Origin of the sequence: Vibrio sp. V23_P3S9T160, from assembly GCF_963886625.1 — a bacterium.
Classification (GTDB): Bacteria; Pseudomonadota; Gammaproteobacteria; order Enterobacterales; family Vibrionaceae; genus Vibrio; species Vibrio anguillarum.
In genome coordinates, this window is record NZ_CAWPDB010000112.1 from 1 (window position 1) to 25,731 (window position 25,731).

General features: G+C 45.6%; 18 protein-coding genes and 1 pseudogene. 11 read left to right on the forward strand and 8 right to left on the reverse strand.

Features of this window, described 5'->3' with window-relative positions:
• Positions 1-266: 266 nt before the first annotated feature.
• A pseudogene (locus tag AACU59_RS07150) lies at positions 267-779 on the forward strand (MFS transporter); the annotation flags it as partial.
• A 101-nt stretch (positions 780-880) separates the two neighbouring features.
• On the opposite strand, the gene AACU59_RS07155 reads toward AACU59_RS07150, so the two are convergent.
• From AACU59_RS07155 to deoD, 6 genes are all read right to left on the reverse strand, one after another.
• Positions 881-2,011: an HlyD family secretion protein gene (locus AACU59_RS07155; protein WP_017045041.1), complete on the reverse strand. Its 1,131-nt coding sequence runs from the start codon at positions 2,009-2,011 to the stop codon at positions 881-883.
• On the reverse strand, positions 2,011-2,397 hold the full coding sequence (locus AACU59_RS07160) for a DUF3302 domain-containing protein (RefSeq protein WP_088729371.1): 387 nt from the start codon (positions 2,395-2,397) through the stop codon (positions 2,011-2,013). The genes AACU59_RS07155 and AACU59_RS07160 overlap by 1 nt, the downstream gene beginning before the upstream one ends.
• Before the next feature lie 62 nt (positions 2,398-2,459).
• On the reverse strand, positions 2,460-4,040 hold the full coding sequence (locus AACU59_RS07165) for a GGDEF domain-containing protein (RefSeq protein WP_094145493.1): 1,581 nt from the start codon (positions 4,038-4,040) through the stop codon (positions 2,460-2,462).
• A complete protein-coding gene (locus AACU59_RS07170; protein ID WP_094145492.1) occupies positions 4,021-5,508 on the reverse strand; it encodes a hypothetical protein in 1,488 nt (495 codons plus the stop codon). Before AACU59_RS07170 ends, AACU59_RS07165 begins: the two co-directional genes overlap by 20 nt.
• A 163-nt stretch (positions 5,509-5,671) precedes the next feature.
• Complete coding sequence (locus AACU59_RS07175) at positions 5,672-7,141, reverse strand: hypothetical protein (protein ID WP_010317563.1); 1,470 nt, start codon at positions 7,139-7,141, stop codon at positions 5,672-5,674.
• 60 nt (positions 7,142-7,201) lie between these two features.
• Complete coding sequence (gene deoD / locus AACU59_RS07180) at positions 7,202-7,912, reverse strand: purine-nucleoside phosphorylase (protein ID WP_013868368.1); 711 nt, start codon at positions 7,910-7,912, stop codon at positions 7,202-7,204.
• Positions 7,913-8,223: 311 nt separating this feature from the next.
• Between deoD and AACU59_RS07185 the strand changes: the two genes are divergently transcribed.
• Genes AACU59_RS07185 through AACU59_RS07200 form a run of 4 tightly spaced genes read left to right on the forward strand, consistent with a single transcriptional unit; the run spans position 8,224 to position 12,358 of the window.
• Positions 8,224-9,177 (forward strand): YbgA family protein, encoded by a 954-nt coding sequence (locus tag AACU59_RS07185; protein ID WP_026028894.1) that lies wholly within the window; start codon positions 8,224-8,226, stop codon positions 9,175-9,177.
• Positions 9,167-10,000 (forward strand): MerR family transcriptional regulator, encoded by an 834-nt coding sequence (locus AACU59_RS07190; protein WP_013868370.1) that lies wholly within the window; start codon positions 9,167-9,169, stop codon positions 9,998-10,000. Before AACU59_RS07185 ends, AACU59_RS07190 begins: the two co-directional genes overlap by 11 nt.
• A gap of 16 nt (positions 10,001-10,016) precedes the next feature.
• A complete protein-coding gene (gene phrB, locus AACU59_RS07195; RefSeq protein ID WP_094144541.1) occupies positions 10,017-11,429 on the forward strand; it encodes a deoxyribodipyrimidine photo-lyase in 1,413 nt (470 codons plus the stop codon).
• 5 nt (positions 11,430-11,434) lie between these two features.
• Positions 11,435-12,358, forward strand: coding sequence for a L,D-transpeptidase family protein (locus AACU59_RS07200; RefSeq protein WP_013868372.1), 924 nt, complete (start codon positions 11,435-11,437; stop codon positions 12,356-12,358).
• Between the two features lie 107 nt (positions 12,359-12,465).
• On the opposite strand, the gene AACU59_RS07205 is transcribed toward AACU59_RS07200, so the two are convergent.
• Positions 12,466-12,735 (reverse strand): Lpp/OprI family alanine-zipper lipoprotein, encoded by a 270-nt coding sequence (locus AACU59_RS07205; RefSeq protein ID WP_026027153.1) that lies wholly within the window; start codon positions 12,733-12,735, stop codon positions 12,466-12,468.
• A gap of 395 nt (positions 12,736-13,130) precedes the next feature.
• Here AACU59_RS07205 and AACU59_RS07210 point away from each other — a divergent pair, with 395 nt between their 5' ends.
• The 6 genes from AACU59_RS07210 (at position 13,131) to AACU59_RS07235 (ending at position 23,191) form a co-directional block, all read left to right on the forward strand.
• Positions 13,131-14,477 (forward strand): DEAD/DEAH box helicase, encoded by a 1,347-nt coding sequence (locus AACU59_RS07210; RefSeq protein WP_094144552.1) that lies wholly within the window; start codon positions 13,131-13,133, stop codon positions 14,475-14,477.
• A gap of 256 nt (positions 14,478-14,733) precedes the next feature.
• The gene (locus AACU59_RS07215; protein WP_094144553.1) at positions 14,734-16,746 is read left to right on the forward strand and encodes a prolyl oligopeptidase family serine peptidase; all 2,013 of its coding nucleotides are present in this window, start codon (positions 14,734-14,736) and stop codon (positions 16,744-16,746) included.
• Complete coding sequence (locus AACU59_RS07220) at positions 16,747-18,888, forward strand: TonB-dependent hemoglobin/transferrin/lactoferrin family receptor (RefSeq protein WP_094144542.1); 2,142 nt, start codon at positions 16,747-16,749, stop codon at positions 18,886-18,888. It abuts the gene before it with no gap.
• A 9-nt stretch (positions 18,889-18,897) separates the two neighbouring features.
• A complete protein-coding gene (locus tag AACU59_RS07225) occupies positions 18,898-21,174 on the forward strand; it encodes a proprotein convertase P-domain-containing protein (protein WP_094144543.1) in 2,277 nt (758 codons plus the stop codon).
• Positions 21,175-21,176: 2 nt separating this feature from the next.
• Complete coding sequence (locus tag AACU59_RS07230; protein WP_094144544.1) at positions 21,177-22,637, forward strand: Lcl domain-containing protein; 1,461 nt, start codon at positions 21,177-21,179, stop codon at positions 22,635-22,637.
• Entirely contained in the window at positions 22,634-23,191 is a 558-nt protein-coding gene (locus AACU59_RS07235) for an Lcl C-terminal domain-containing protein (RefSeq protein WP_094144545.1), read from the forward strand. Before AACU59_RS07230 ends, AACU59_RS07235 begins: the two co-directional genes overlap by 4 nt.
• A 195-nt stretch (positions 23,192-23,386) precedes the next feature.
• Here AACU59_RS07235 and AACU59_RS07240 read toward each other — a convergent pair whose 3' ends face one another.
• Positions 23,387-25,720, reverse strand: a complete 2,334-nt coding sequence (locus AACU59_RS07240; RefSeq protein ID WP_094144546.1) for a VolA/Pla-1 family phospholipase — start codon at positions 25,718-25,720, stop codon at positions 23,387-23,389.
• Between the last annotated feature and the right edge of the window lie 11 nt (positions 25,721-25,731).

The following is a 25,731-nucleotide window of genomic DNA, read 5'->3' on the forward strand; positions in this document are numbered from 1 at the left end:
ATGCTAGATCGCTGAAACTGTATTGAAAATGGTTGCTCAGAAAAAAACAGGTTGGCAGATTGTTTTCATCAACAATACACACGTCAGATTTACCATTGGTACTATAAGTTTCAACTGAATTATGCATGACAAAATATCTTATAAGTTAAATGATATTGTAAAGGTAGTTCGGCATATGCTAGTTTGTCAAGGAAGTAGGTGTAATGTATTAATTTTCCTTATTTTATTTCAATAAATTTCCTATACAGAATATTTGGTAAGAATAATTCGCTGGTTTCCTTATGGTGGAGAAATTTGGCTATTCAGCGGCCGATATTACCTTACTGTTTTTGATCAACTATTTGTTCAACTTTTTGTTTGCTAAACGTATTGGTAAGTTCATTGGTGTAGTCGGCGAGCGTAAAGCGTTACTGTTTGAATACACGGGGTTAATTGTTGTTTTTGTTGGGTACGGTCTTGTACAAAACGCACATTGGGCGGCGGCACTTTATGTGGTTGACCACCTCTTTTTTGCCTTGGCCTTGGCGATTAAAACTTATTTTCAGAAAATTGCAGATCCTGCGGACATGGCGTCTACAGCGGGAGTTTCTTTTACCATTAACCATATTGCGGCCGTGTTCATCCCCGCCACGTTTGGTTTAATTTGGCTTATCTCTCCGGCGAGCGTTTTTTATATTGGAGCGGTAATGGCACTTGTTTCGCTGCTTTTATCACTCAATATTCCAGTAAAACCCGAAGCGGGTAATGAAGTGAGAATTCTGCGTTGGAGCGACAGATAACAAAAGGGTCGTTTACGACCCTTTTAACATGATACCAATAGTCACTAGACAAGCGACATCTGGGTTGGCTGTTTTTCAACGTATGTCGTGACGGATGGTATCTAATGATCTATGTAGAGATAGTTTTGCCAACTTTTCATCCGGATGAGTACCTTACGCATAATCGAGACATGAGAGAAACTGTCTGAATAGATAGCGGCTTCAAAAGCAGTACCGAGTGGCAGGTGATAATCGCTTAAATCATCGGTGATTTTAAGGGTGACGAGTACGCGTCCATTGGTACGTAATGCCTCAGTTCCTAGCAAGGTACCTCGTGCTTGGATCTGGCTTTCACCAATAACAGGTAATATTTCAACCACCTCTCCTTTGAAGACTTTTCCGGGTAGTGCTCTGAACAAAAACTCGGCTTCAAAGCCCGGTTTTAGGCGTTGAAGAGAATTTTGCCTAAATGCAGCTGTGTAGATTTTATCTTCTGTGTGTACAAACGTCATCATTGGCGCTAAGGGTAATGGTACGGACATCGCACCTGGTCTGAGAGCTAATTGCGTCACATAGCCATCAGTAGGCGCTCTGACAATGGTTTGTTCAAGGTTGAATTGGGCTTGTCTAAAATCGGCAAGCAGGCGAGCAACGGTAGTATTCTCACCATTGATTTCTGAGTTTAAGGAGATATTGGCTTGATTTAGACGTGCTTGGGCGACTTCTACTGCTGCCTCTGCTGCTTTATAAGCTTGGCGACGGGTATCAAGATCTTGTTCGGTGAATGCACCTTTATCATACCCACGTTGATAACGAGCATACTCACGTTGTGCTTTATCCCGGTCAGCGATGGCCTGTACTTTCGCTGCCGCAGCTTCAGAAACATTCGATTCTAGGCCAAGTGCACCTTGGCTCGCCTCTTTGATCTGAGCTTCAATTTTTGCCAATTCCGCTTCAAAAGGCACAGGGTCAATTCTAAAAAGCACATCACCTTGTTTTAAGGGCTGGTTTGCTTGTACCGGAACCTCAATCACTCTTCCTCGTACTCCTGAGACGACAGGTGTTGTGGAAAAAACTTGGCTACCCAATTGAGTAAAAGGATGATTATAGTTCATCAGTAAGATCAGGGTGCCGATCAAAATAACGCCACCTAATACAGCGGTAGGGACGGTCCACTTATTTAATGGAATTTTAAAGACTTTGAATATCGCAATACATAAAGCGGCATAAGTCATGATCAGAAGTAAATCCATTATTTTGTCTCCTGATTACTGGCATGGTCGATGTTCGCTTGAGCAACGGGTGGCTTCGCTTTTAACTCATGTAATTCTCGAGTGAGTGTTGCGACTTGATCGATAAGTTCATCGACACGATGATGAATATCGTGCTGCTCTTCTTGAAGTTTAGTGAACCCCCACCCGCGATCTTTTCGCCACAAGGTTGCCCAAATCCACAAAAATGGCCAGATTGCATGTAAGGTAAATAGACTGACCCAGCCAGAAACATGAATGGCATCTTGATGTGGATGGTCGCGCTCTTTGGCGATTTCATAGGGGATATCATGAATGACGATGATTCCATAAAAAATGACCAAGGCTACGAAAATCAGTAGACCAAGGGCAAAGTAATCTAAAAACATAGTTGCTCCTGTATTTCAATGACGAGTGTAAACGGCAGCCAATAGCTTAACGTGATGGAAAGTTACTCAGTGCACACTTGGTTGCGGCCATTCGCTTTCGCGCGATATAAGGCTTTGTCGGCGCGGTAGAATGTGCGTTGTGTATTTTCACCATCTCGATGCAAGGTTATACCGATACTGACGGTTAAGCCGCGCTCACCTAGAATATCGTGCCAACCAAATTGGAATATGCGTTCTCGATAGTTTTCGGCATGCATTTCAGCTTGGTCGAGCGAGCAATCTTCTAAAATCACCAGAAACTCTTCTCCACCAAAACGGACACAGGAGGAGCCTCGGAATTTAAAGTAGTTTTTCAACTCACGTGAAACATTGACTATCGCTTTGTCACCAACCAAGTGACTAAGTTCATCATTAATCGATTTAAAATGGTCAATATCAATGACTAGAAATGCAAATAGCTTCTCATGAAGCAGTAGGTCTTTAAGCTTTACATCTAACCAGCGGCGGTTGTGTAAGGTGGTGAGTGGGTCAGTGAAGACATCCTGTTGAAGTTGGGCTACGGCATTCTTTTGATTTTCGGTGGTTTCTTTGAGCTCGCGATTTTCAATCTCAGATAAGATCAATTTCAATTGCAATTCAAAGCGCGATAAGCGACGCAGTTGATTGGCCCCCAGCTCACTAATCGGGATGTTTTTCATCAGATCAGTTTCAATTCGAAAGCCTTTTTTTTCATAAATCAGGGCGGCTTGATAAAGGCCTTGGCGCTCACATACGGCACTGAATGCTCGATACAGCTGCTTGGCCATCGTGGGTGACGTGTACCGTTGCAGACGTTTGTCTGTACTGGCCAGCATCATATTGGCAATATGACTTTTGCCTATTTTAGCCAGGCAATTGGCTGTTTCAATTCGAATCATATTCGATAGCCAGGTGGAATTCATATTCCCAGCACTGTACTGAACACTAGAGAGCGTAATGAGCGCTTTATCGACTTGATCCTGATGAAGATAAAGTTGAGCTTGATAGAGTGAAATTTGCCCGGTAAGAATTTTATCGCTGACCAAAATACTCAGCTCTTCACACTCTTTAATTAGGTCGGTGGCGGCGGAGATTCGGTGCAGTTGAATGTAACACGATAGCATGTAAAGTTTATAACGCAGGCGTAATGAGCGGCTGGTGATTGCGTGATCAATACTATCAATTTTTTGATAGTAACGAAGGGCTCGGCTGTGCTCGCCATAAGCATCACACAGGTTACCCATGCCAATGACGGCTAGTACATATTCGTCAATGTAACCTGTGTCGACGGCAATATTAGAAGCGGACACATATTCGTTGAGCGCCGCGGCAAATTCACCGCTTTCCATTAGGCGATCGCTCAAACTGTTTTTCACAGACAAAATAATTTCGGCGTCCTTAGGCAATTCAAGTAATGCTAAGGCGTGACGAAGCTCCTCTATACTGGCGGACGACTGATGCAGTTCTGAACGATACTCTGCACTGATGATGTAGCTAAGTGCTTTTTCTTTTGATGTTGAGGCTATATGTTGTCGGACGTGATTCCAGAAAATGATGGCCTCTTCTCCGGAAACGGAGGTGGCATCCAAACCCGTATCTTTAATTTTACTGAGCAGTACTTCCATGCGACCATTCCTGAGGTTGACTGTCTTCCAGTTGTTCTAATGTGAATGGGAAACTCAAAATGTCTTGGAACATCACTTGAGGTAGCGACCCCGTTAATCCTTTTCTTTCCCAGGGGTATATTTCAATCATCTTAGCCAATACATGGAAGACGTGCAGCGCTGCATCGCCTTTATCGGCAAGAAGCAGCGCTAAGCGTTCGCTACTTAAACGAGAAACGAGATCTTTTTGGTTACAGAGCGAGTGGGCAATCTCGGTACATACATCGAGGTACTTTGAGTCGTTATGTTGGATGACAATGACGGCGTGATTAGAATGCTTCAACTCGGTCTTGAACAGCATGAGTTGTTCCCACCAATAAGTCTCTGAAACCACATTGGAGAGATGTTTCTCTGGGTCGTATTCGTGTTGACCACGAATACGGTTAATGAGTTTACGTGCTCGTTGCTCAAGTTGTCGCTTAGAGGCTCTTGCTTTATCAAGGCCAATGCGCGCCGTTTGTTCTCGAAGCATCTCAACCGTAAATTGGCGATATTTCTTAAATGAGGCTAAAGAAGCTTTAAAATCACCACGCTGCTCTGCGACTAGGGATTGTTGGTAGCAAATTTGTGAAAGTAGCTCACCTTTATCAAATGAAGCAGCAGAGGCTTCAGCAAGAAGCAACAGTTCAGTTGCTTTCTTGGAGTCTTTTCTCAGCAGTTCCAAACGAGCTCGACTAATGAATGAGTGAGCCTTCATCCACACAAGGTTATGCTCCACGGCAAGTTCGAGTGCTTTGGTGGTTGCCGCTTCCGCATCTTCGATTCGTTCAAGCCCGAGCAGTGCTAAGCCGCGAAAATCCCAAACCTCGGCTTGCCAAGTTTTATCGGGATGATCCTGTAGCGCTTCTTCTGCACCATCGAGCACCGTGAGCATATCGATGTATTGGTTAAGTAGATAGAGATCCCATGCCCACAGAATACGGGCTTTGCCTTCTAACCAATGGATACGGGCATTATTAGCGACTTTAACGGCTAGCTCGTGTGTTGAACATGAAAGTTGATATTCGTTAGTAATACGCCAAACATTACCCAGACCAATCAGGCTTTCTATTTGGATATCAACTTCATCAACCAGAGCTGATTGTTCTAAGGCATTTATCCAATATTGTTGGGCGGTATAATATTTTGCCTGACCCCAAAGTTGCAGCGCGTGAATATGCAGAATTTCGGGAAGGCAGTCATCAGTATCGAGGGTATTTTGAGTGGATAAGGCTTCTTTAATGTATTTTAAACCCACACGGTAGTCCATTAGACACCAAGCGCAGCGAGATAAAATGATCAAACATTGAATCGCCCCTTCTGGGAAAAAGATCTGCTGTGCTCTCAATAAACACTGCTCCGCGACGATCGACACCTTCTCCGGCTCAGTTTCAATACGGGCTCTAAGCTGTTCTATTTCAATTTCAAGAAGGTATTGGCTTTTATCCAAACGGGCTGTTCCTCAAAAGTAAGAAGCCTAAGTCACCGATTCATTATATGAAGCCAACGTTAAAGCGCACTATTTACTTTCCCAAAAGTGGGTGCATTGGTTATTCATTACCACAATAATCTGCGCTACTTCACAATCCACAGTCTAAATATAACCTAAAAATCTAAGAGAGTAGCTCTTTCAATGTCAGTGGATGTTTGGTTAATTCCAAATTTTGGGCGGCGGTGAATCCATGTTTATCTTGGTAGCACAGATTGTGCCAAGCACGAAAAATATCCAGCATTGGTTGTAGGCCGCCAGGGCGAAGTTTGCGCCTCGGTTCGTTGATAAAGCTTTCGAACAACAGTTGGAAGCGTTTTTGATAGAACTCTGTTTGCTTAATCGATGCTTTATCGAGCCAAGCTTCGGGTGTTGGATTGTCTCCTGCCAAATAGCAAACACCTTTGGCAGCCTGTGCCTGATTGGCAATAGCCCAGCGATCTCGCCACCATCCCATGTGAACAATGTCCGTTTTATTCACGGAATGTCCATTTTGCCATTGCGGATCTTCCTCAACGTACATCAAGTCAACATTCTTACGCTTGATTCGCGGCAAACAGACGCTCAATGCGGCAGAACGTAAAACCGGATCTTGAGGCAGATAGATAGAAACTCGCTTATCTTCAAGGCACAAATCCAGCACGTGGAGGAAGTGAGCATAAGAGGTGTAAGGAGGGCGAATCAAGGCGCCTTTAGAAGGGTAATGAAAAGTGGTGAGGTTACCCATGGGGTCTTCAACATTACCGCGGGCTAAAATTGTTTGGTATTTCTGATCAATACGCTCACGTAATAGCGGAGATGCGTCAGGAGTGGGTAGATTCGCTTCGGATGAATGTTCACGAGAAACAAAACGCGCGGGCGAGTGATAGGGGTTGTGATCAAGCTCGCCTGCAGGCTCTTCATTGGCGGAATAGTTTACGTGCTGACAGAGTATATAGCCTGTTTTGGCTTCACCTGTTGCAAACCACAATACGCCGTTGTCGCTATGGGGCTGGAGCGGGATGTAATTGCAAGCCAGTTCATATTGGTTTGCATGATTCACCCAACGCGCATCAATCATGGCCAGTTTTCGCCGACAGCGACTGGCAATGTGCTCGACATGATCATAAAACGTTTTTGGGTTGATGGATAATTTACGGCAAATCTCTCGCACCGAATAACTCATGAAGAGTAGGCCGAGTAAGGTTTCTTGAAAGGCGAGTTTTTTGTTGGCTCCTGACCACTTATCAACAAAGGTACTCTGACAAGCTTTGCAACGGTATCGCTGGCGATCGCCGCTGTAGCCAAAAGCGTGATAGAGGTGTTTGTGTGTATGAACAGATAAACCGAAATTTTGGCAATCATCACTGCGACAAGCGGGCAAACCGTCGCTGTGAAGCTGCCTTAAACGGTGTAATTCGTTTAACACTTCTCGGTTGTTAAGTAAGGGGGGGAAAGCTCCACATTCACGACAAACCATCGTTGGACGCTTCGGGTTTACGCGCTGCAGAACGTACCGTTCGGCTTCACTCAGTCCAAAGTTGTCACACGCCAATGTTTTACAAAAGTTGAGTTGTAAACCATCTGCGTCCTTGGGTAGTTGGTCGTTGGACACAATCGCCCCCTCGGGGTAATTTAAGGCTGCCAATTTGGGTGGGCAGCTGAGGTTTAAAAATTAGATACTAATCGCTGTTTCAAGCGCGACTTTCATCATGTCGTTAAAAGAGGTTTGGCGATCTTCAGAGCTTAATTTCTCACCGCGAATGATGTGGTCTGACACGGTAAGAATCGTCAATGCTTTTGCGCCTAGATCCGCTGCAACGCCATAAATACCGGCCGCTTCCATATCCACACCTAAGATGCCAAGCTTATTCATTTTTTCGAATAAATCACCTTCAGGTGTGTAGAACAGATCAGCGGAAAACACGTTGCCTACCTTCACGGGCACGTTTTGTGCACGTGCTTGATTGACGGCCGTTTCAAGCAATCCGTAATCCGCAATCGCGGCAAAATCGTGGTTGTTAAAACGGATGCGGTTAACTTTGGAATCGGTTGAAGCACCCATACCAATAACGATATCCATTAGATTGACATCGTCACGAACTGCGCCACAGCTACCAATGCGGATGATATTTTTTACACCGTATTCTGAAATCAACTCGTGAACATAAATCGAGCATGATGGAATGCCCATACCGTGGCCCATAACGGATACTTTTTTACCTTTATAAGTACCAGTATAACCGAACATACTGCGAACATCACAAACCTGTTTAGCATCATCTAAAAAAGTTTCAGCAATGTATTTTGCACGTAATGGATCGCCTGGCATTAGAACGGTTTCAGCGAAATCACCAACTTGCGCATTAATGTGTGGGGTTGCCATCGTTGTTACTCCAAAGTTTTCGAGTCAGCGATTTATCCGCAATAAGTGGATTAAATTACTAATTCTGTTGAATCTGATGTGTTTTGTTGAGGCAATACTAGCTAGACCTGACACTGTTCCTTGAGAGATTTGTCACAGAATTAAGGTTAATACCCTTTTTTGAGCTCATTGATAACTAAATATGTTGAAAGTGGTAAGGCAATCGATTTGGGTAAACGTTTACCTTTTATGTGTACATAAATATATTTTGTATAAGGTTGTTGGAGTGTGCTATACATTATACAACAAATATTTTTGTATATGAGGCAGCGATGAGTAATCCAGAAATTCGTATCGGGATCAGTGCATGTGTGCTGGGAGAGCAAGTCCGTTTTGATTCTGGCCACAAAGCGAGTGACTTTGTGACCAAAGAGTTAACGAATTATTTCTCTTTCATACCCGTTTGCCCAGAGGTTTCGATTGGCTTAACCGTGCCAAGGCCTACCATTCGCCTGATCTCTCACGAAGAGCGTTTAGCGCTGGTTGAAACTAAAGATGAAACCAAAGATTACACGCAAGCCATGTTCGATTTCTCAGAACGAAAAGTTGATGAACTCGAATTGATGCAATTGTGTGGTTATATCGTTTGTGCGAAATCCCCAACATGTGGCATGGAAAGAGTCAAAGTCTATAAGCATCAGCGAGCGGATAAAGAGGGCGTTGGTCTTTATACCGCCACTTTGATGCGTAAAATGCCGTGGTTGCCTGTAGAGGAAGATGGCCGTTTGCATGATCCTGTGCTTCGCGAAAACTTCATTACGCGTGTCTACTGTTTACATGACTTTTATCAATCGATAGGTGGCAACCCGACACCGGGCAAAGTGGTGGCTTTTCATTCACGCTACAAATTGACGTTAATGGCGCATCACCCGCAAGCGTATCGAGAACTCGGCCGTTTGGTGGCTGAAGTCAAGCAGCATCCGCCACAGTATTTTATTGAGCACTATCGCCAAGGGTTAATGGATGCGCTTAAACACAGAGCGAGCCGTAAAAATAACACCAATGTTTTGATGCACATTCAGGGTTATTTCAAACGAGCCTTAAACAAAGAGCAGAAAGTAGAGTTAGCGCAATTGATTGATGACTATCGAACTGGCGAGCTTCCTTTACTTGCGCCTATTACGTTGCTCAAACATTACATAAAAATGTATCCCGATGCTTATCTGCAGCAACAGCACTATTTATCGCCTTATCCACAAACGCTAAGGTTACGTTATGGACTATGAGAACCCACTGACTGAAAACATGATGACTGAAAAATTATACGCTATTCGAGACGTTGCTGAGATGACGGGAGTAAAGCCCGTTACCTTGCGTGCATGGCAGCGCCGCTATCACCTCGTTCAGCCACAGCGCACGGAAAAAGGGCATCGCCTTTATTCACAAGAGGATATTGCGACGATTCGCACTATTCAAGGCTGGCTGGCGAAAGGGGTTTCGATTGGCAAAGTGAGTGCATTGCTCAGTGGCAGTGAAAGTATCATTGATACTTTGGCAAATCATGGCTCAGAGCTTTTAGAGCAAGAACAATTGCTGCAAGCTTTAGTGGATCTCAATAAAGGCAAAGCGGAATCAACCATTGCTACAGTATTGAAAGAGTATCCGTTAGAGATTGTTGAGCAGCAGTTTGTCTTTCCTGTCATCGACACGTTAGAGCGGGTTAAAGGACCGTTGCGCAGTTTGCAAAAAGGGCTTTTTCAGGCACTGATGATAAGCAAGTTGAGCTCGATCATTGAAGCGGAAAACAAAGCGGCAACTAAAGGAAAATGTCTTTGCGTTAATCTTGATCCAACATCGAGCATACTGGCTTGGCTATGGTTCGTGGGAAAGGTGGAAGCTGGTTATAACCTCACTATCTTAGATGGTGTCGAAGATCTTACCGCTCTTGTTGATCATGATGCTTTAGCAAACTACCAACAGGTTGCGCTGTTTGCCAACCGAGCACTAACCGAGCAGCAAGTTCAAGCGTTACGGAAATTGCGTATCTCACTGGGAGATAAGCTTTCGTTGTCAGATGTGGTTGCTCGTCTGCACCATTCGTTAGATTAATCAGTAAGGATGTACAGTGAAATTACTCTGGCTGCGCCGAGATTTACGATCCGTTGATAATACGGCATTACATGCCGCCATTGATGGTGAAGAACCTGTTGTTGCCGTATTCATTGCAACGCCAGCACAGTGGCAAAAACACCATCTTGCTCCGATGCAGGCGGATCTTATTTATCGGCGTTTATTTGAGCTGCAACGTGAACTGCAAGCACTCAATATTGCTCTACTGTATGAGGAAGTCGATGATTACGCTGGTGCTGCGCAGCAGATCGCCACCATGGCTAAGCAGCTCAATGCCAGCGCAGTGTTAGTTAATCGCGAGTATGAAATCAATGAGTTGCAGCGTGATGAGATGGCGAGCCAGTTTTGCCTAGAGCGCCAGATCGAGTGGCGAGCATACGACGATAAGTGCATTATTGCCCCCGGTTCAGTCAAAAACAAGCAAGGTGATTATTTCAAAGTCTTTACGCCTTTTAAACGGGCGTGGTTGTCACAAGCGGCTCTACCTCAAATTTTACCAACGCCTATTTCTGCACATTATAAACCCATAAAGGATCTTGAGCCGTTGCTGTGGAGCGAACACCGCTCGTTCAGCTATCCACGCATCAGCAGTGATCATTGGGTGGTCGAGTTCGATGCAATTCGCGCTAAATTACGTCAGTTTTGCCGTGATAAGGTACAGAATTACCACCAGCAGCGTGATTTTCCCGCGTTGGATTCGACCAGCGCACTGTCGCCTTATCTCGCAATAGGGGCGCTTTCTGCGCGTCAATGTATGGCGCGCCTATACGCTGAATCGCAACATATTGGGTTGTCTGAAGGGGCGCAAACTTGGCTGAGCGAAATTATTTGGCGTGAATTCTATCAGCATCTGATCGGGTTTCGTCCTGATCTCTGTAAAGGAAAAGATTTTGCACCTTGGGGGAAACACGTATCTTGGTGGGAGAATTCAACGGCCTTTGAACGTTGGCAGCAGGGGCAAACCGGGTTTCCTATTGTCGATGCGGCGATGCGCCAACTCAATAAAACTGGGTGGATGCATAACCGATTAAGGATGGTTGTGGCCAGTTTTCTAACCAAAGATCTGCATATCGATTGGCGACTTGGTGAGCAATATTTTATGCAAACATTAGTGGATGGCGATTATGCATCCAACAATGGCGGTTGGCAGTGGTGCGCTTCAACAGGGTGTGATGGGCAACCTTATTTTCGAATTTTTAATCCTACCAGCCAAGGGGAACGTTTTGATCCGAAAGGGGATTTTATTCGTCAGTGGGTACCTGAATTGGCTTCGTTGCCAGATAAGTACATCCACACGCCTTGGAAATTCCCTGTCGTCAATTCCTTGTCATATCCCGCGCCAATGGTTGATCATAAAGTAGAAAGAGAGATAACCTTACAGCTCTATAAAGACGCCAAGGATACCTGATCACCATGCTACGCAAGCTACTCTCTTTGTGTTGTTGCTGGGGTGCGCTCAGTGTGAACGCGTTTGCCGCGACTTATGATTTTCCTGCCGAAGGCAGTAGCATGGTTGGCCGAACTCAATATCACGTGATTGAGCAGGGCGAAACCTTAGCGCAAATTGCAAAACAGTACGATGTTGGGTTTTTATCTTTGATGGCGGCTAACAAAGGAATTGACCCATTTTTGCCGCAGCAAGAGTTTGTGCTAACCATTCCGTCACAAATTATTTTACCGCGCGTGGCTTACGAAGGCATCGTCATCAACTTAGCGGAACTGCGGCTCTATTACTTTGAGCCTGAAAAACGCAAAGTGCATATTTTCCCCGTCGGTATTGGCCGTATTGGTCGTGACACGCCCGAAATGGAAACCACTATCAGCCAAAAACGGCCGAACCCAACATGGACACCTCCTCAATCGATCCGCACTGAATATAAAGCGAAAGGTATTGAACTGCCTGCGGTGGTGCCTGCTGGTCCAGATAACCCGCTTGGCGAATACGCGCTTCGTCTCGCTTATGGTGCGGGTGATTATTTGATCCACGGTACCAACAAAGATTTTGGTATTGGTATGAGAGTCAGCTCTGGTTGTATTCGTATGGATCCCAAGGATATTGAATGGCTGTTTAAGCAGGTCCAGCGTGGCGAGAAAGTGAAAGTGATTGATGAGCCGATAAAGCTAGCCTTAGAGCCAGATCGAAGCGTATTTCTTGAAGCTCATGAACCTTTGACGCGCAGTAACGGCAGTAAAAAAGAGTTACAGGTACCGCAAGAACTTCGCTGGTGGTTGGATGAATTTAACAAATCAGATGCGAAAGCGAGAGCGGTGATCTTGGCGCAAAATGGTGTGCCTGTCGAAGTTGTGGCTGCAGATTTTTCAACCTCATTGGAGTAATTAAAGAAGTTGATGAGTTCATTAATGGTGAACAATGTAATAGCAGCAATAAAAAAGGCTTGAATTAACAAGCCTTTAAGAAATTTCAGCTATGGAATATAACGAAATTATTTCGTGTATGACTGAGCAATATTATCGATACGCTCGTTTGCACGAGCCGCTTCTTCTTGCGCAGCGGCAGCGGCATCAGCCGCTTGGCTTACTTTAGACGAAAGTGTCGATTGCTCGCTCTTAAGTGCAGAAATTTGATCACTGAGTTGGCTAACTTGGTTGCTTAGCTGATCCATTTTCGTCATTGCTGCGTCATCAGGGCCTGATGCGCAACCAGCAAGTAGAAGTACAGAAGAGGCTGCAGCTGCAATTAACATCTTATTCATTATTGAACTCCTTGTTTGTAAGATTATTATCAATGACGCCCTATTATACTTTTCCTACTTGAAGCTACAGCGGTGCTGTTTACCTGCAACGTCAAGTTGTTTGGGTATACGCTTGTTTGGAAATCATCATATAGTGACGAACTCAATTGTAGACACTATTCTAGCGTTCACCCAGTAGCCGAACGTCAAAATAATCCAAGAATTTCAATTTATGCTCATTTACTCCGCTATGTCTCATCGTTAAGAGACGTATTTTCTATCTTCTTATGCCTTGAAAAAGTGTGCGTGCTGATTATTTTTATGTGATCTCTATCTATCTAAGCGCCTTTCGGGCTATCATATTGCGTTTTCATTTTGACCTCTTGCCCTATTTATTGTGGCAACTTTACAAATTTTTGGAGAATCCTTTGCAGTTTAAAGATTTAGGCTTAGACAATCGCTTATTGAAGACCCTCAAACACTATGACTTCAAACAAGCGACAGAGATCCAACAACAAGCGGTTCCCGTGGCGATTGCAGGTAAAGATTTGTTGGCATCCTCTAAGACTGGTTCGGGTAAAACATTAGCGTTTGTTTTGCCAATGCTGCATAAGTCTCTCAAAACTAAAGCGTTATCAGCAAAAGACCCTAGAGCTCTGATTCTCGCTCCGACACGTGAGCTGGCCAAACAAGTGTACGGTGAGCTGCGTACTATGCTCAGTGGGTTGAGCTACGAAGCAACGCTGATTGTGGGCGGTGAAAACTTTAACGACCAAGTAAAAGCACTGCGCCGTTTCCCCCGTTTTATTGTAGCGACTCCCGGTCGTTTAGCGGATCACTTAGAGCACCGCTCGTTGCGTCTTGATGGTTTAGATACGCTGATCCTTGATGAAGCTGACCGCATGCTGGACCTAGGTTTTGCTCCGGAACTACGCCGTATTCATCATGCAGCGAACCACCGTCGTCGCCAAACACTGATGTTTTCCGCAACGCTTGATCACGGCCAAGTGAATGACTTTGGTACCGAGTTGCTTAAAGATCCAAAACGCATTTCGATTGGTGTTGTCAACGAAGAGCATAAAGACATCACCCAAAAATTCTACCTCTGCGATCATCTTGATCACAAAGAAGCCTTACTCGAACGCGTGCTGCAAGAAGCCGAATATCGACAAGTGATCATTTTTACCGCGACCCGTTCTGATACTGAGCGTTTAACGCTTAAACTCAACGAGCAGAAACTGAAAGCCGTTGCGTTGAGTGGTAATTTAAATCAAAACCAGCGCAACACCATCATGAGCCAGTTTGAGCGCGCTGTATTTAAAATTTTGGTCACGACGGATGTGGCTTCACGCGGCCTTGATATCGCGAACGTGACGCACGTGATTAACTTTGATATGCCCAAACATACGGAAGAGTATGTGCACCGTGTTGGTCGTACAGGCCGTGCGGGTAATAAAGGTGATGCAATCTCGCTGGTTGGCCCAAAAGATTGGGACAGCTTCAAGCGCGTGGAAGCCTTTTTGCAGCAAGATATCGAGTTCTCTCAATTTGATGATCTGAAAGGTAAATTTACTGGGCTAAAACCACGTGTTGCGGCCTTTAAGAAAAACGCAGCCGCTAAGACCAAAAGTACTAAGCCTAAGGCGCATGCCGTCAATAAGAAGCCCGTTAAACGCGATAAAACCTTTTATCAGAATGTGGCAGTGGGTGATGCGGTATTTGTGCCGAAAAAGAGAGTTGCACCTAAAGTTGACGATGAGTAACAGCGAGCGTCTTGTCAGCGTGACCTTTCGGTCAATCGAATCTGCTGACGGACTCAATGCCAGTATTTGCTGAGACAACCTCACCCTAATTATAAAAACACCGCCAAATTGGCGGTGTTTTTATATACACGCAAAAGATAACCCTTATAAATTTCATAATTTCTCTATTTTATATAAAAATGATAATTGATCTCATTATCGTTTGGTGGCAAGCTGCGCCTCATTATAATAATTGGCTATGTTTTCACTGATCATAATGAAATTACTCAATATCATTGCTTTTATTGTTGGTTTGTCTTGTTTTCATTCATCTTATGGTGAGTCACTGCAGTGGCTGGAAGATGGCTCGCGTAGCCAGCCTAAGGTTCGAGCACACCTTGAAGATCACAATAAAAAAACACAACAGTGGCTCAATCAAGCCACACCACTTTCTAATGCACTAGTCAAAACATGGTCAGAGAATAAGAGCGTAAAAGCACCGACACCTTGGCTCATCCAGTACCAAAATTACTATCATGATCAAGTAATTAAAGGTGAACGTTTTGTTGTTAAAAAGACAGCAGAAGACAGCCCAATTGAGCGCTTGGTCAATATCAGTGTAAGACAGCGGCAATCAGATTATTACCAGTTAGCCAATTGGGCGGTGGCAAAAGGGGACCGCTTTATTGCATTAAGCGAAGATTTGACTGGGGAAGAGCACTACACGCTGACGCTGCTGGATCGTGTATCGAAGCTGGAAATCGTGCTTAGCCAATCTGCAACGACCCAAGCTATTTGGTCTGAAAATGGCCAATACCTCTATTTTTTGGCGGCAGAAGAAAGCCGTTCTTCTCGCTTATTACAGCGCTATGATGTGCTGAGCAAGCAGACAAAAACCCTATGGGAATGGGTTGATCCGCAGTGGATCGTGTCTCTCTATTTGGCGGCGGATCCGCATTTTGCCCTCGTGCAAGTCAACAACGAAAACAGCAGTGAACAACGTATTTTAGAGACTAACAGCTCTCACTTAAGCCTTCCGCTTCGTGCCGCACAGCCGGGTATTGAATACTACGCAGATGTTGCTAATGGCTGGCTCTACATCAATAGTAACCTCAACGGCAAGTTTGCACTCTACCGTCGATTACTGAGCATGAATGAAAACCCTTGGCAGCTTTTTTATGCGCCAGATGATCATTCCACGCTGGATAATTTTTATTTATATCAAGCTGGCGTTGTGGTTAAAACCAACCAAGCACAGCATTCTCAACTAGCCATTATGGATCAGCATGGAAAGTTGAGAGCATCACAGCCTTTGGCAACAGAAAGTGAGGTCGCTTGGGTCTCTCGTAACGGTGATTGGCAAAGCAATAAACTGCGCGTGCGTTCAATGTCGATGGTTTCTGCAGGAGTTTGGCGTGAGTTTGATGTGGCAAGCTTACAATGGAAGCGACTGGGTCAAGACCACTATCCTGCTTATTTACCGGAACAGTATGAGTCACAACAGATTGTGGTGGATGTTGATGGCGTGGCTATTCCTGTCACTTTGGCGTACCGAAAAGACACCTTGAGCGCACAGTCCAGCGTCTTTCTTTATGGCTACGGCGCGTATGGCGTCACTATGCGCCCGTATTTTATGCCACAAGTGATCAGTTTATTGGATCAAGGCGTAATTTATGCGATTGCTCATGTGCGCGGTGGTGGTTATCACGGTGAATCATGGCACCGCGCTGGGTCTGGCATTCTGAAAAAAATAGGCATCTCAGATTTTCTTAACGTCGCCTCTTCGTTGCAGCATTTTAATAACGGCCAACGCGCTATTTATGCGATTGGCGGCAGCGCTGGTGGAACCTTAGTTGCGGCGGCGGTTAATCAAAACCCAGCACTTTTTGCTGGAGTGGTGCTGCAAGTGCCTTTTGTGGATGTGCTTAGAAGCATGTCCACAGAAGACTCCTCTTCACTCTCGGTGCAGCAGCGAGAAGAGTGGGGAGATCCTAGCCAGCCATTGCAACGCTCAACAATTGAAGCTTATGACCCACTACTCAATATTCAAGCCAAACCTTATCCGCCAACCTTTGTCCGTGTGGGGTGGTTTGATAACCGTGTCCCTTATTGGGAAGGCGCGAAATACATAGAAAAAATGTCGATGATGAGTACGGGTAGCGGGCCTTACTTGTTATGGATAGACTTCAATAGCGGGCACAGTAGCGATTCACGTAAGGCACTACAGCAACAGGCCGTGGAATACGCCTTTCTTCTTACCATAGATAAAAACAAAAAAGCGGAGCAGTAAATGAAGCTTTCTCCAATCACCGCAGCGGTGCTTAGCGTGCTTGCGGTAGGGTCAGTGCATGCCGAATTCAGCCTAACCAAGCTTGAAGAAGTGGTGGTGAGTGCCAATAAAGTAGAACAGCCGCTGTCAAAAGTCGCCGGCTCAATATCAGCGATTGACGGTGAAACCATTGAAAAACAAGGCGCGACAGAACTGTATGATGTATTGAGTCATGAACCCGGAATCAGTGTTACAGGTGGCGCTGGTCGGCCACAAAACATCACGATTCGAGGGATGACGGGCAACCGAATTGCGATCATTCAAGATGGTGTCGCCGCATCGGACGGCTATGGTGCCAATGACATTAACGATAAGGTAGGCCGCAATACTTTCGCCTTAGACAACATAAAAAGCATTGAAGTTGTGAAAGGGGCAGGGTCTACCATCCATGGTTCGGGCGCCATCGGCGGCGTTGTGGTTGTCACCACAAAATCGCCGGCGGATTATTTGCAAGGACGTGATTTCTATGCTGATGCCTCTGGCTCCTACACAGGCATCAGCAATCAATATAAGAGCAGTAGCACGCTAGCGGCGCGCAATGGAAATGGTGAAAGCTTGGTGACCATTTCATATTGGCAAGGCGAAGAGACTCGCAACTTTAACCAAGATCTCTATAACCGAGATATTGAAGGATTCAGTGCATCGTTAGCTCACGATCACATGGTCAATGATTCGCTGTTACTCAGTGCAAAATTTAACGCCTATAAAGATGAAAATATCCGCAAAGAAGGGATTGCTTCCATTCAGCGCGATGACAAATGGGAAAGCAAAGAATTTTTTGAACAGGAACAGCACCAAACCTTATCGGCATCATTGGGGGTGCAATTAGATACCCTTTCTTTCTGGGCAGATCATGTGGACGCCAAGCTCTACTGGCGTGATAGTCAAAGTGATACTCAAACCAATCGCTTATTGACCAAAGAACATGCCTTTTACGACACCCTTGAATTTCGTCGTGAGCGACGCGATGAAAGCTTTTCTGATCAGTTGATAGGGCTATCGGTTGATTTAGAAAAAGCAGCACGAGTCCACAACATCGAGCACCAATTTATTTACGGTGCAGTGCTTAATACCAATCGTTATGAACGCCCTCGTCACGTGGATACCAAGGATTCCAGTGGGGAAACCTACGACAATATTATTCCGTTTGCACCAGCGAAGGCCTATGGTTTTGGCGTCTATTTGCAAGATAGATTTAGCCTTAACCAGTGGACATTTAGCGCTGGCTTACGTTTTGATTTGAATAACCTTACTCCTCAGTCAGAGCAACCTATTGCTGGTTTTGCTGTTAGTGAAATTCAAACCAGTGAATGGTCACCGAGTGCATCCGTCGCCTATCAGTGGACGCCATCATTCAACAGTTACCTCAGCTACAACCACGGCTACCGCGCTCCGACCTATGACAAAGCCTACGGTGCGGCAGACCACAGCTTTGTTCCACTGACGCCGTTTTTTATCGCGCCGAACATGAATTTGCAGGCGGAAACCAGTGATAGTTTTGAGTTGGGTTCAAAATACGATAATGGCCAATCTCAAGCTTATGTCGCGGTTTTCTACTCTCTCTTTGACAACTTTATGGACACCAAAGATGTGGGATTTGATAGCGATAGAGGCGCTTGGATCAAGCAGTACCAAAATATTAATGGCGTCGAAACGTATGGTGTGGAGTTCACCTTCGCCCATCAACTGAATCAACAATGGTCAGCCACGTTCAAAGCGGGTTATGTGGATGGCAAAGATGATCAAGATGAATACGTTCGCACCATCACGCCGTGGGAAGGAAATGGGCAACTAAATTACCAGCAGCAAGATTGGGATGCCTACGCACGTTGGAACTGGGCGAGTTCGATGGACCGAGCACCAGCATGCTCTGATGATATCGGCCGTAAAGCGCAATGCGCGCAAACGTCGGCATGGTCTACGCTCGATCTTGGCGTGAGTTATCAAGTGATGCGTGACCTTGATGTGAGCCTCAACATCATGAACCTATTTGACCGTGAATACGTTCGTTACCAAGACGTCGCAGGTGTAAGTCAAAGTCAAACTCTCTATTCCACTGAGCCCGGGCGTTACTTTACCGCTACGGCTAAATACGTGTTTTAGGAGCTAGAGATGAAAAAAATTATCGTTCTGAGCACCTTGCTATGCTTGAGCCATTCCGCTTTTGCGGGGGAGTGGGACTATCCACTGGCGAAAACGACCATTGCAACGAAAGAGTCGGCTGAGCTGTATTTGAGCTCGCTTTATCCTGATGTTGGGACACTGAAGTTTCGTTATCAAACCGAGAGTTTACTGGGAAATCATTACAACTTTGATGTATGGCAGAACGGCCAATACCAACCGCAAAAAGCGTTAGTGCTCTCGACCGATCAGTCCGGCGTAGTGACGCGCGTGTTCAAAAGTTTGCACAATACGGTCGAGCGAGATGGCGTTGCATTGGTAGCGGCAGAGCTCGAATCGCCCCGCCGATTGATGGCGAATGAACCGCCTTCGCTCTCATCGGGAGATGTGCAGAGCATCAATGTGCAACTTTTTGATCCCGATTTAAGAACCATGGATCAATTGCCTGCGCCAGATTCGGCGTGGAATGATCTTGCTGATTACCCAAACCAGCCGCACTACCAAAGTGCGAATGTCGAGATGTTGCAAAGTGCAGGTAAATATTACTTAGCCAATGAACGAGTACGACAAGTTGATGCCACCGCCATACAGCAACAAGATGATGCCAAGCAGTGGGTTGATAGCGGTGTTGGCTTACTTAGCGCTGAAGACGTGGCGCAATGGAACTCAGATGCTGAAATTCTCTCCATGGAGATGCTGGATGATCGCTTTGTACAGCTGATGGCTTTTTACCATCTTGATCAATCGATTGATTATACCAAACAGCTCGGTTTTTCCCTGTTTAGTGAACCCGTGAGGTTTGATGCGAGAGGTTTATCTAGCAACAACTCTTCTTATTATGTTGGCCCGAAAGCGGTGTTGTTTGGTGTTGGGGGCTCGCCCGATGCATTAGATGCCGACGTGGTTACCCATGAGCTTGGGCATGGAATTCATTATCAAATCGTTCCCGATTGGGCTTATGGACATTCGGGCGCGATTGGTGAAGGCTTTGGTGACTATTGGGCGGGTTCGCACAGTTTTCGCCGCCAGTATGCACAAGGAAAAGCGTTCGAAATTGACACCGTGTTTAATTGGGATGGCTATTTTGGTACTCGCATTTCAACGCGCAGTTTGTGGAATCAACGGGCAAAATATTTTGCATCCGCAGAGTATCGAGCGCATGAAAGTGTTGCAGGTGAGTTGGGTGACGAATTGTGGTCTACCCCTTTATTTCAAGCGCTGAAACAGGCCGTGAACGAGTACGGTCAAGAAGCGTTTGCTGAATTTGACCGTATTGTTCTTGAATCAATGTACGGCTTAGGTCGTGGTCTAAAAATGCATGATTTGAGTGAAAGCATGCTGTATACCGCCAAACAGCTGTACCCGCATCGCGCTTATGATGCGATGCTATTACAGCAATTTAAGCAACATAACTTAGTCCAAGAACCCTTCAAATTCCTGTTGGAACGTCGATTTGTGATGCCAACGGATCCGCTGAACGTGCACATTCAGGCCACGAATCGCCAAGCAAGTTTACAAACGATAGCCACTTTGCAAGGTGAAACCGTTACTTTCGCTAGCGAAAAATTCCAGCAGCAGCAATGGAGCATCGCGCTGCCAACCACCTACACCTGCGGAGTCAAACAGACTCTACTGTTTGAATCGAGTTATCAATATCAACCGTACCTTGCAATGCAATCTGACAAGCAAACTTTATCGTTTATCGTGGGTAAGCCACAGCTTGCAACGCCGCCAGTAGCGATAAATTCAGTATTGAAAGACGCCAGTATTGACAGTACAGACACGGTTACGTCCGGATTTAAGAGCTATGGCTTGACGATCGATGTTGGCAACGCATTGATTGATGAAGATTTTGTGGTTCGCCTGCAGTTATCGCACCCAGAGCTACAAGAGCTGCGCGTTACCTTAATTTCACCCGCAGGGACACGCGTCGAATTACTCAACCAAGCACCATCGGCCATCAATGGTTTTGATGACTATTGGGTGTTGGCACATGATGCCATATTGGGCTCTTTACAAGGCGAAGCCCTAAGCGGCTACTGGCGTTTGGAAGTGGTTGACTACAACCCGGGAAATTCTGGCACCTTGATCGAATGGGGGATAGGTCGCCTAGCGGGCTATCAATGCCCTCAACCTGTGACCAACGCACTTTCACCTGAAACAGGTGGCGGTTCGACTTCACTGCTCTTATTACTTCCTCTCGCAGCATTCGCTATAAGACGACGTAATTTGTTGGCTATTTTTTCACTTAAACTGAAGAACACATAACTATGCACTTAAGACTTTCAACACTTTCGCTGGCACTTTTACTGGCTGGTTGTGGTGGCGGTGAAAGTGGAGATGTAGCCAATACATCTTTACCCAGCCATAAAATTAGCGGGCAAATTCAAGCGCAAAACGTCGCACTTGATGCCACTGTCTGCATTGATTCTAACCAAAACTTTGCCTGCGATGTGGGCGAAATCAGCACGCAAGCCGATAGCCAAGGGCGCTACATCCTCACGAGTGACAGCACTCAAATCTACCGTTTTCCTATTGTGGCTGACGTTTCTACTGGCATTAGTGTCATGACGAGAAGTCGCCAAACCAGCCAATCATCGATCCTGATTGCGCCGGCGCTGGGCAAAAGCAGTGGCAATATCCTCAACGGTGTGAGTTCTATTTTTGCCGGCATTATGCTGGATGGAAATACGGAGAAAGAAGCGAATCGCTTGCTTGCCGAGCAGCTTTTGCAATTGGGCGTTGAAGTGAATGGTGATATTTCACAAAACTTTAGCCACACAGCATTGGCAATATTGGATGCCAATGCTGTCGTGTTGCTCCAAAAAGCGAAAGCAAGTGAACGAATTGATTTGCTGGCAACGCTTGGGCAAACCATGGCAAAAAATACACCACTGATTGCCTCTGAGATCGTTTCTGGCGAAAAGATGACCGAATATGCTAATACATTGATGGCGCAAGTATCGGAAGAGCGACCTCTGCAAGACACGGGCATTATTCAGTTCTATTCCGATCAAGGTGCACAAGCGCGGGCTGATGCTGATTATCCCGGTCAAGATGCTGAATATGGCCTAGATATTACCGCTAAAAATGGCGTGACGGGTAAGAGCTTTGCGTTCATCAAATTAGATGCGGCTGGCAATGAACTTGAGGCAGAAGCGAGCGATTGGTCATGCGTTAAAGATGTTTACAGTGGACTTATTTGGGAAGTGAAGTCAGAAGATGCCGCGTCTTTGAACTATAAAGAACGGTTGTTTGCATTAGAAATTGCCGACAAGTTTATCCCTTTTGCAAAAGATGTGACGGCTGCTTCCTGTCAGGTGGCAGGTGATACTATTTGCACTACGCAAGATTACATCAATCGTATCAATCAAGATAAATTGTGTGGGTTACAAACGTGGCGTTTACCGACCAACAGCGAGCAATACATGATGCTCGATTTAGGCGAATTGGGTGACGATGCGGTTGGTTTCAACCGGGACTATTTCCCGCATCAGCCGCAGAACACCGAATTTTTTGATGGGCATACGTGGACTTCTGGCATTGCTTATCTCAATACCTCTCAATTTCAAAGCGATGGTTCGATGCAATATCTTTACACGGCGCTGTCTGGTGCAACCAAAGGGGAACGTAGCCCAATTGAGCTCTACTCCAGCAGCACGGCGGCGGACAATGACCCGTCTTATGTCTTGCCGATTCGAGTTGTTGCAACCAAGGAGAACAACCAATGAAATCTCATTTAATCGCGGCTTCTTGCTTGATCTTTTCTGCTGTCGGCGTCGCCCAAGAGTGTTCTCCTGATATTACGAAAAGCGCAGCCAACACGCGCTATGTCTACAGCGAGCAGGGAACGATCAAAGATAAGCTCACTGGCTTAACGTGGATGCGTTGCCAAGTTGGTAAAACATGGAATGCCGCTACGGAGCAGTGTGATGGCGAAGCGACCGGGTTTCGTTGGCAAAGTGCTTTGCAAGAAGTGGCGGCAATCAACCATCCTCAAAGCCGACATGCATTGCACCAATTTGCCAGTCAAGCCGAATGGCGATTGCCGAATATTAAAGAGTTAGTGTCATTGACTGAAATGGCGTGTTTTGGCCCAGCGATGAATAGCAGAGCATTTGCCCAAGGCTTTAAGTATGAGACAGGCAATATCTTGTCGTATTTATGGAGCCAATCACCCCATTTAGCGAGTGGTCAGGTGTGGTCTTTTGATTCCGTCAATGGCGAAATTTACCACTACGCACCGAATTTTGAATTTGGTGTTTTGCTGGTGGCTGAAGAATAAGTGTTATGAAATGACGCCACTTACGCTGTCAGGGAAACGATCAGTCATGTCATGTTGACATGACGATCGGTGTTTTGTTTCACTTCAGCAGCACCTAAGATTTGATCCATAGTTGTTGAGATAGGGCAGATGGAGAATTCAAACAGCTTCCTTATTTGGAAGCTGTTTGAATAAGTAAACAGCCTGTTTACTCGGTTAGTTCAAGAAAATAGCCAGTTGTGATAGCGCTCCAGCGCGAAGCACACCATCGGCCGCGTCTTGTGGTGCGAGAAAGGTTGTGTGTGTACCACTGTCCATTTTCACGAAGACTTTAGACGTATTAGTGATTACATCAGAGGGTACTGCGTTGGCTAATCCCAATAGTGTTGCTAGGGGTTCGGTGCCTGCACGTGTATTTGTGACATTGTTAGGCACACTCTCGTCTCCCGCCACTTGCAATAAATAAGTAGGGATTGTCGTGGTTCCACCACTGATTAGGTAACTTGCGTTTGTGTATGGATCCATAGTATCGAGCAAGGTTTGAGTCGCGTAGGTAAATTGATCCAACTGACTTTGCAGTGCCGCTTTGTCTGAGGCAGAGGCTGTGTTTTCAAACGTGGTATAGCAAACTTTCTCTGTTAACCCTGAACAGTATTGGTCGGCGAATGCTTTGTATTTGGAGCTCGCACTTAAGGCGAGATTATGTTTAATGAGTGGGCCATAGTTTGCTGAACCCATTAACAAGTTACCGATTTGACCACCTGAGTTTGCAATGGCCATTCCAGAGAATTTATACAGCGCATCACCATTAGCATCACCGATAGTGCGGTTCGCGTTCGCAACAGCGCTTAAGCCGACGATTCCTCCTAATGAGTGGCCAAGGAATTTTGGTGGTGTCATCGCGGTATCGTCTGCGTTTGCTAATTGAGAACCAACAAACAATCCTGCATTTTGTGAATAAGTAATGGCCGCACGCAGCCCCATGATATCTAAGATACTCTGACGCGTGTTGTCACGAGCGACGGCCAAGTTGTTCAAATTGAGGTACGCTAGAATGTCGGCATTAGCTGAGCGCTGTGCATCTAAACTGCGAGCACCATGCAGTGGTTGATCAATGGCAATCACGGCGATACCAGCATTGGCTAAATGTGCTGCTGTGAAGTACGCATCTTCTTTAACAGAAGTTATACCGTGTTGGTAAATCACGATCGGCCAGTTTGCTCCCGCGTTAGGAGTAAACAGTAAAAAATCAACGTCTTCTAACGATTTCACCTTAGGTACAGGGCTATAGCGTGTAATGATGCGCTGAGGATCGAGTGGGCTGCCATCAGACTTTGTGAGGGTCAAGCCCACCAGTTTAAGCTGTTCACTTGGGCTGGTTGCTAGTTGAGTCACGTCGATATTGTTAGCAATGAGCTGATTGGCGATGGTGGCTTTTTCATTGTCATCTGCCAAAGCATTTTTAATCAAGGCCAAACTTGGCATTGCTGATTCAAACGGCTGTGAGTTCCAGTTGCTTCCTTTCTCTAAATAATAAGGGAGCTTAACCGTTCCAGTCGTGACATTAACGTGATAACTGCTGGTGTATTCATTTTTAATAAACGCTTTAGCGGTTGTTTTTTCTGCGCCAATGTAAGTTTGAAAATTTGCATCGTTATCAAGTGCGGTTACAAAATCGGTTGTAGCACCAAAGCTCATGGTGTAGGCGGCGCTCAAATTAAGGTTGTTTGGGTTCGCACCTTGCTTCCAAATGTTGCCAATATCTGTCGTTGCAAGGCCTGCGGCGGTGGCGCCTTTCACACTGTAAAGTGTCTGACCAACAGATTGAGTACTAAACCACGTTGAATAAATAATCTTGGTTTGATCCACCCCTGCCAAAGCGAAAATGCTTTCTACGCCTTGGGTCACTTTTTGTAGTGCCCCTAGCTTATCATCGGTATAGATTTTCACTTTGGACTTCAATGCGGCGTAGCTGCTGGATGTGCCTGCAATATTGCCATTTACATCGGTAATCTCATCTGTCACGGCTAAAATATATTCACTGGCAGGGTTGAGCGCTTTGTTTGGCACGATCGCAATTTTATCGTTGCTGGCACTGGCGATGGCAGCAAAGTCGGTGTTCAATGTCAGCACGTTTTTAACCGTTGGGCTGCCAATCATACTGTCGGTCAGTTCAATTAAATAAATACCGTTAGAGATAAGACCGTCAGCCAATCCTACGCCTTCAAAGTCTAAAAACAGTGGCATTGATGTTGACCAACCATCCATTGTGCCCATAGCGGCGACTGGATTGGTTAAGGCGTCATCACCCTTGGTTGGAATTTCTAACGTGCCGTCTTTGGCATTCATGAGTGCAAAAGACGGCAGTGGTACGTTTGCGTTTGCGCCACTGAGCGTGAACTTTATGCTGGTGTCGCGTTTTAACGCGTCTTGAATGTAGGCTTCGTAAGTGGGTGTTGTGCTTGCTCCCGAACTGCTCGTTTCATCACCACAACCGACTAACCATAACGCAGAGCAGAGCAGCGATATTTTGAATGTTGTTTTAAGCATGACTTATCCCT

Excerpts from the sequence above, each read along its gene's own strand:
- AACU59_RS07185 (WP_026028894.1), top strand. The coding sequence starts at position 8,224 with ATGAGTAATCCAGAAATTCGTATCGGGATCAGTGCATGTGTGCTGGGA.
- AACU59_RS07240 (WP_094144546.1), bottom strand. The coding sequence starts at position 25,720 with ATGCTTAAAACAACATTCAAAATATCGCTGCTCTGCTCTGCGTTATGG.
- AACU59_RS07230 (WP_094144544.1), top strand. The coding sequence starts at position 21,177 with ATGCACTTAAGACTTTCAACACTTTCGCTGGCACTTTTACTGGCTGGT.
- AACU59_RS07155 (WP_017045041.1), bottom strand. The coding sequence starts at position 2,011 with ATGGATTTACTTCTGATCATGACTTATGCCGCTTTATGTATTGCGATA.
- deoD (WP_013868368.1), bottom strand. The coding sequence starts at position 7,912 with ATGGCAACCCCACACATTAATGCGCAAGTTGGTGATTTCGCTGAAACC.
- AACU59_RS07165 (WP_094145493.1), bottom strand. The coding sequence starts at position 4,040 with ATGGAAGTACTGCTCAGTAAAATTAAAGATACGGGTTTGGATGCCACC.
- AACU59_RS07205 (WP_026027153.1), bottom strand. The coding sequence starts at position 12,735 with ATGAATAAGATGTTAATTGCAGCTGCAGCCTCTTCTGTACTTCTACTT.
- AACU59_RS07190 (WP_013868370.1), top strand. The coding sequence starts at position 9,167 with ATGGACTATGAGAACCCACTGACTGAAAACATGATGACTGAAAAATTA.
- AACU59_RS07225 (WP_094144543.1), top strand. The coding sequence starts at position 18,898 with ATGAAAAAAATTATCGTTCTGAGCACCTTGCTATGCTTGAGCCATTCC.
- AACU59_RS07220 (WP_094144542.1), top strand. The coding sequence starts at position 16,747 with ATGAAGCTTTCTCCAATCACCGCAGCGGTGCTTAGCGTGCTTGCGGTA.
- AACU59_RS07160 (WP_088729371.1), bottom strand. The coding sequence starts at position 2,397 with ATGTTTTTAGATTACTTTGCCCTTGGTCTACTGATTTTCGTAGCCTTG.
- AACU59_RS07200 (WP_013868372.1), top strand. The coding sequence starts at position 11,435 with ATGCTACGCAAGCTACTCTCTTTGTGTTGTTGCTGGGGTGCGCTCAGT.
- AACU59_RS07235 (WP_094144545.1), top strand. The coding sequence starts at position 22,634 with ATGAAATCTCATTTAATCGCGGCTTCTTGCTTGATCTTTTCTGCTGTC.
- AACU59_RS07215 (WP_094144553.1), top strand. The coding sequence starts at position 14,734 with ATGAAATTACTCAATATCATTGCTTTTATTGTTGGTTTGTCTTGTTTT.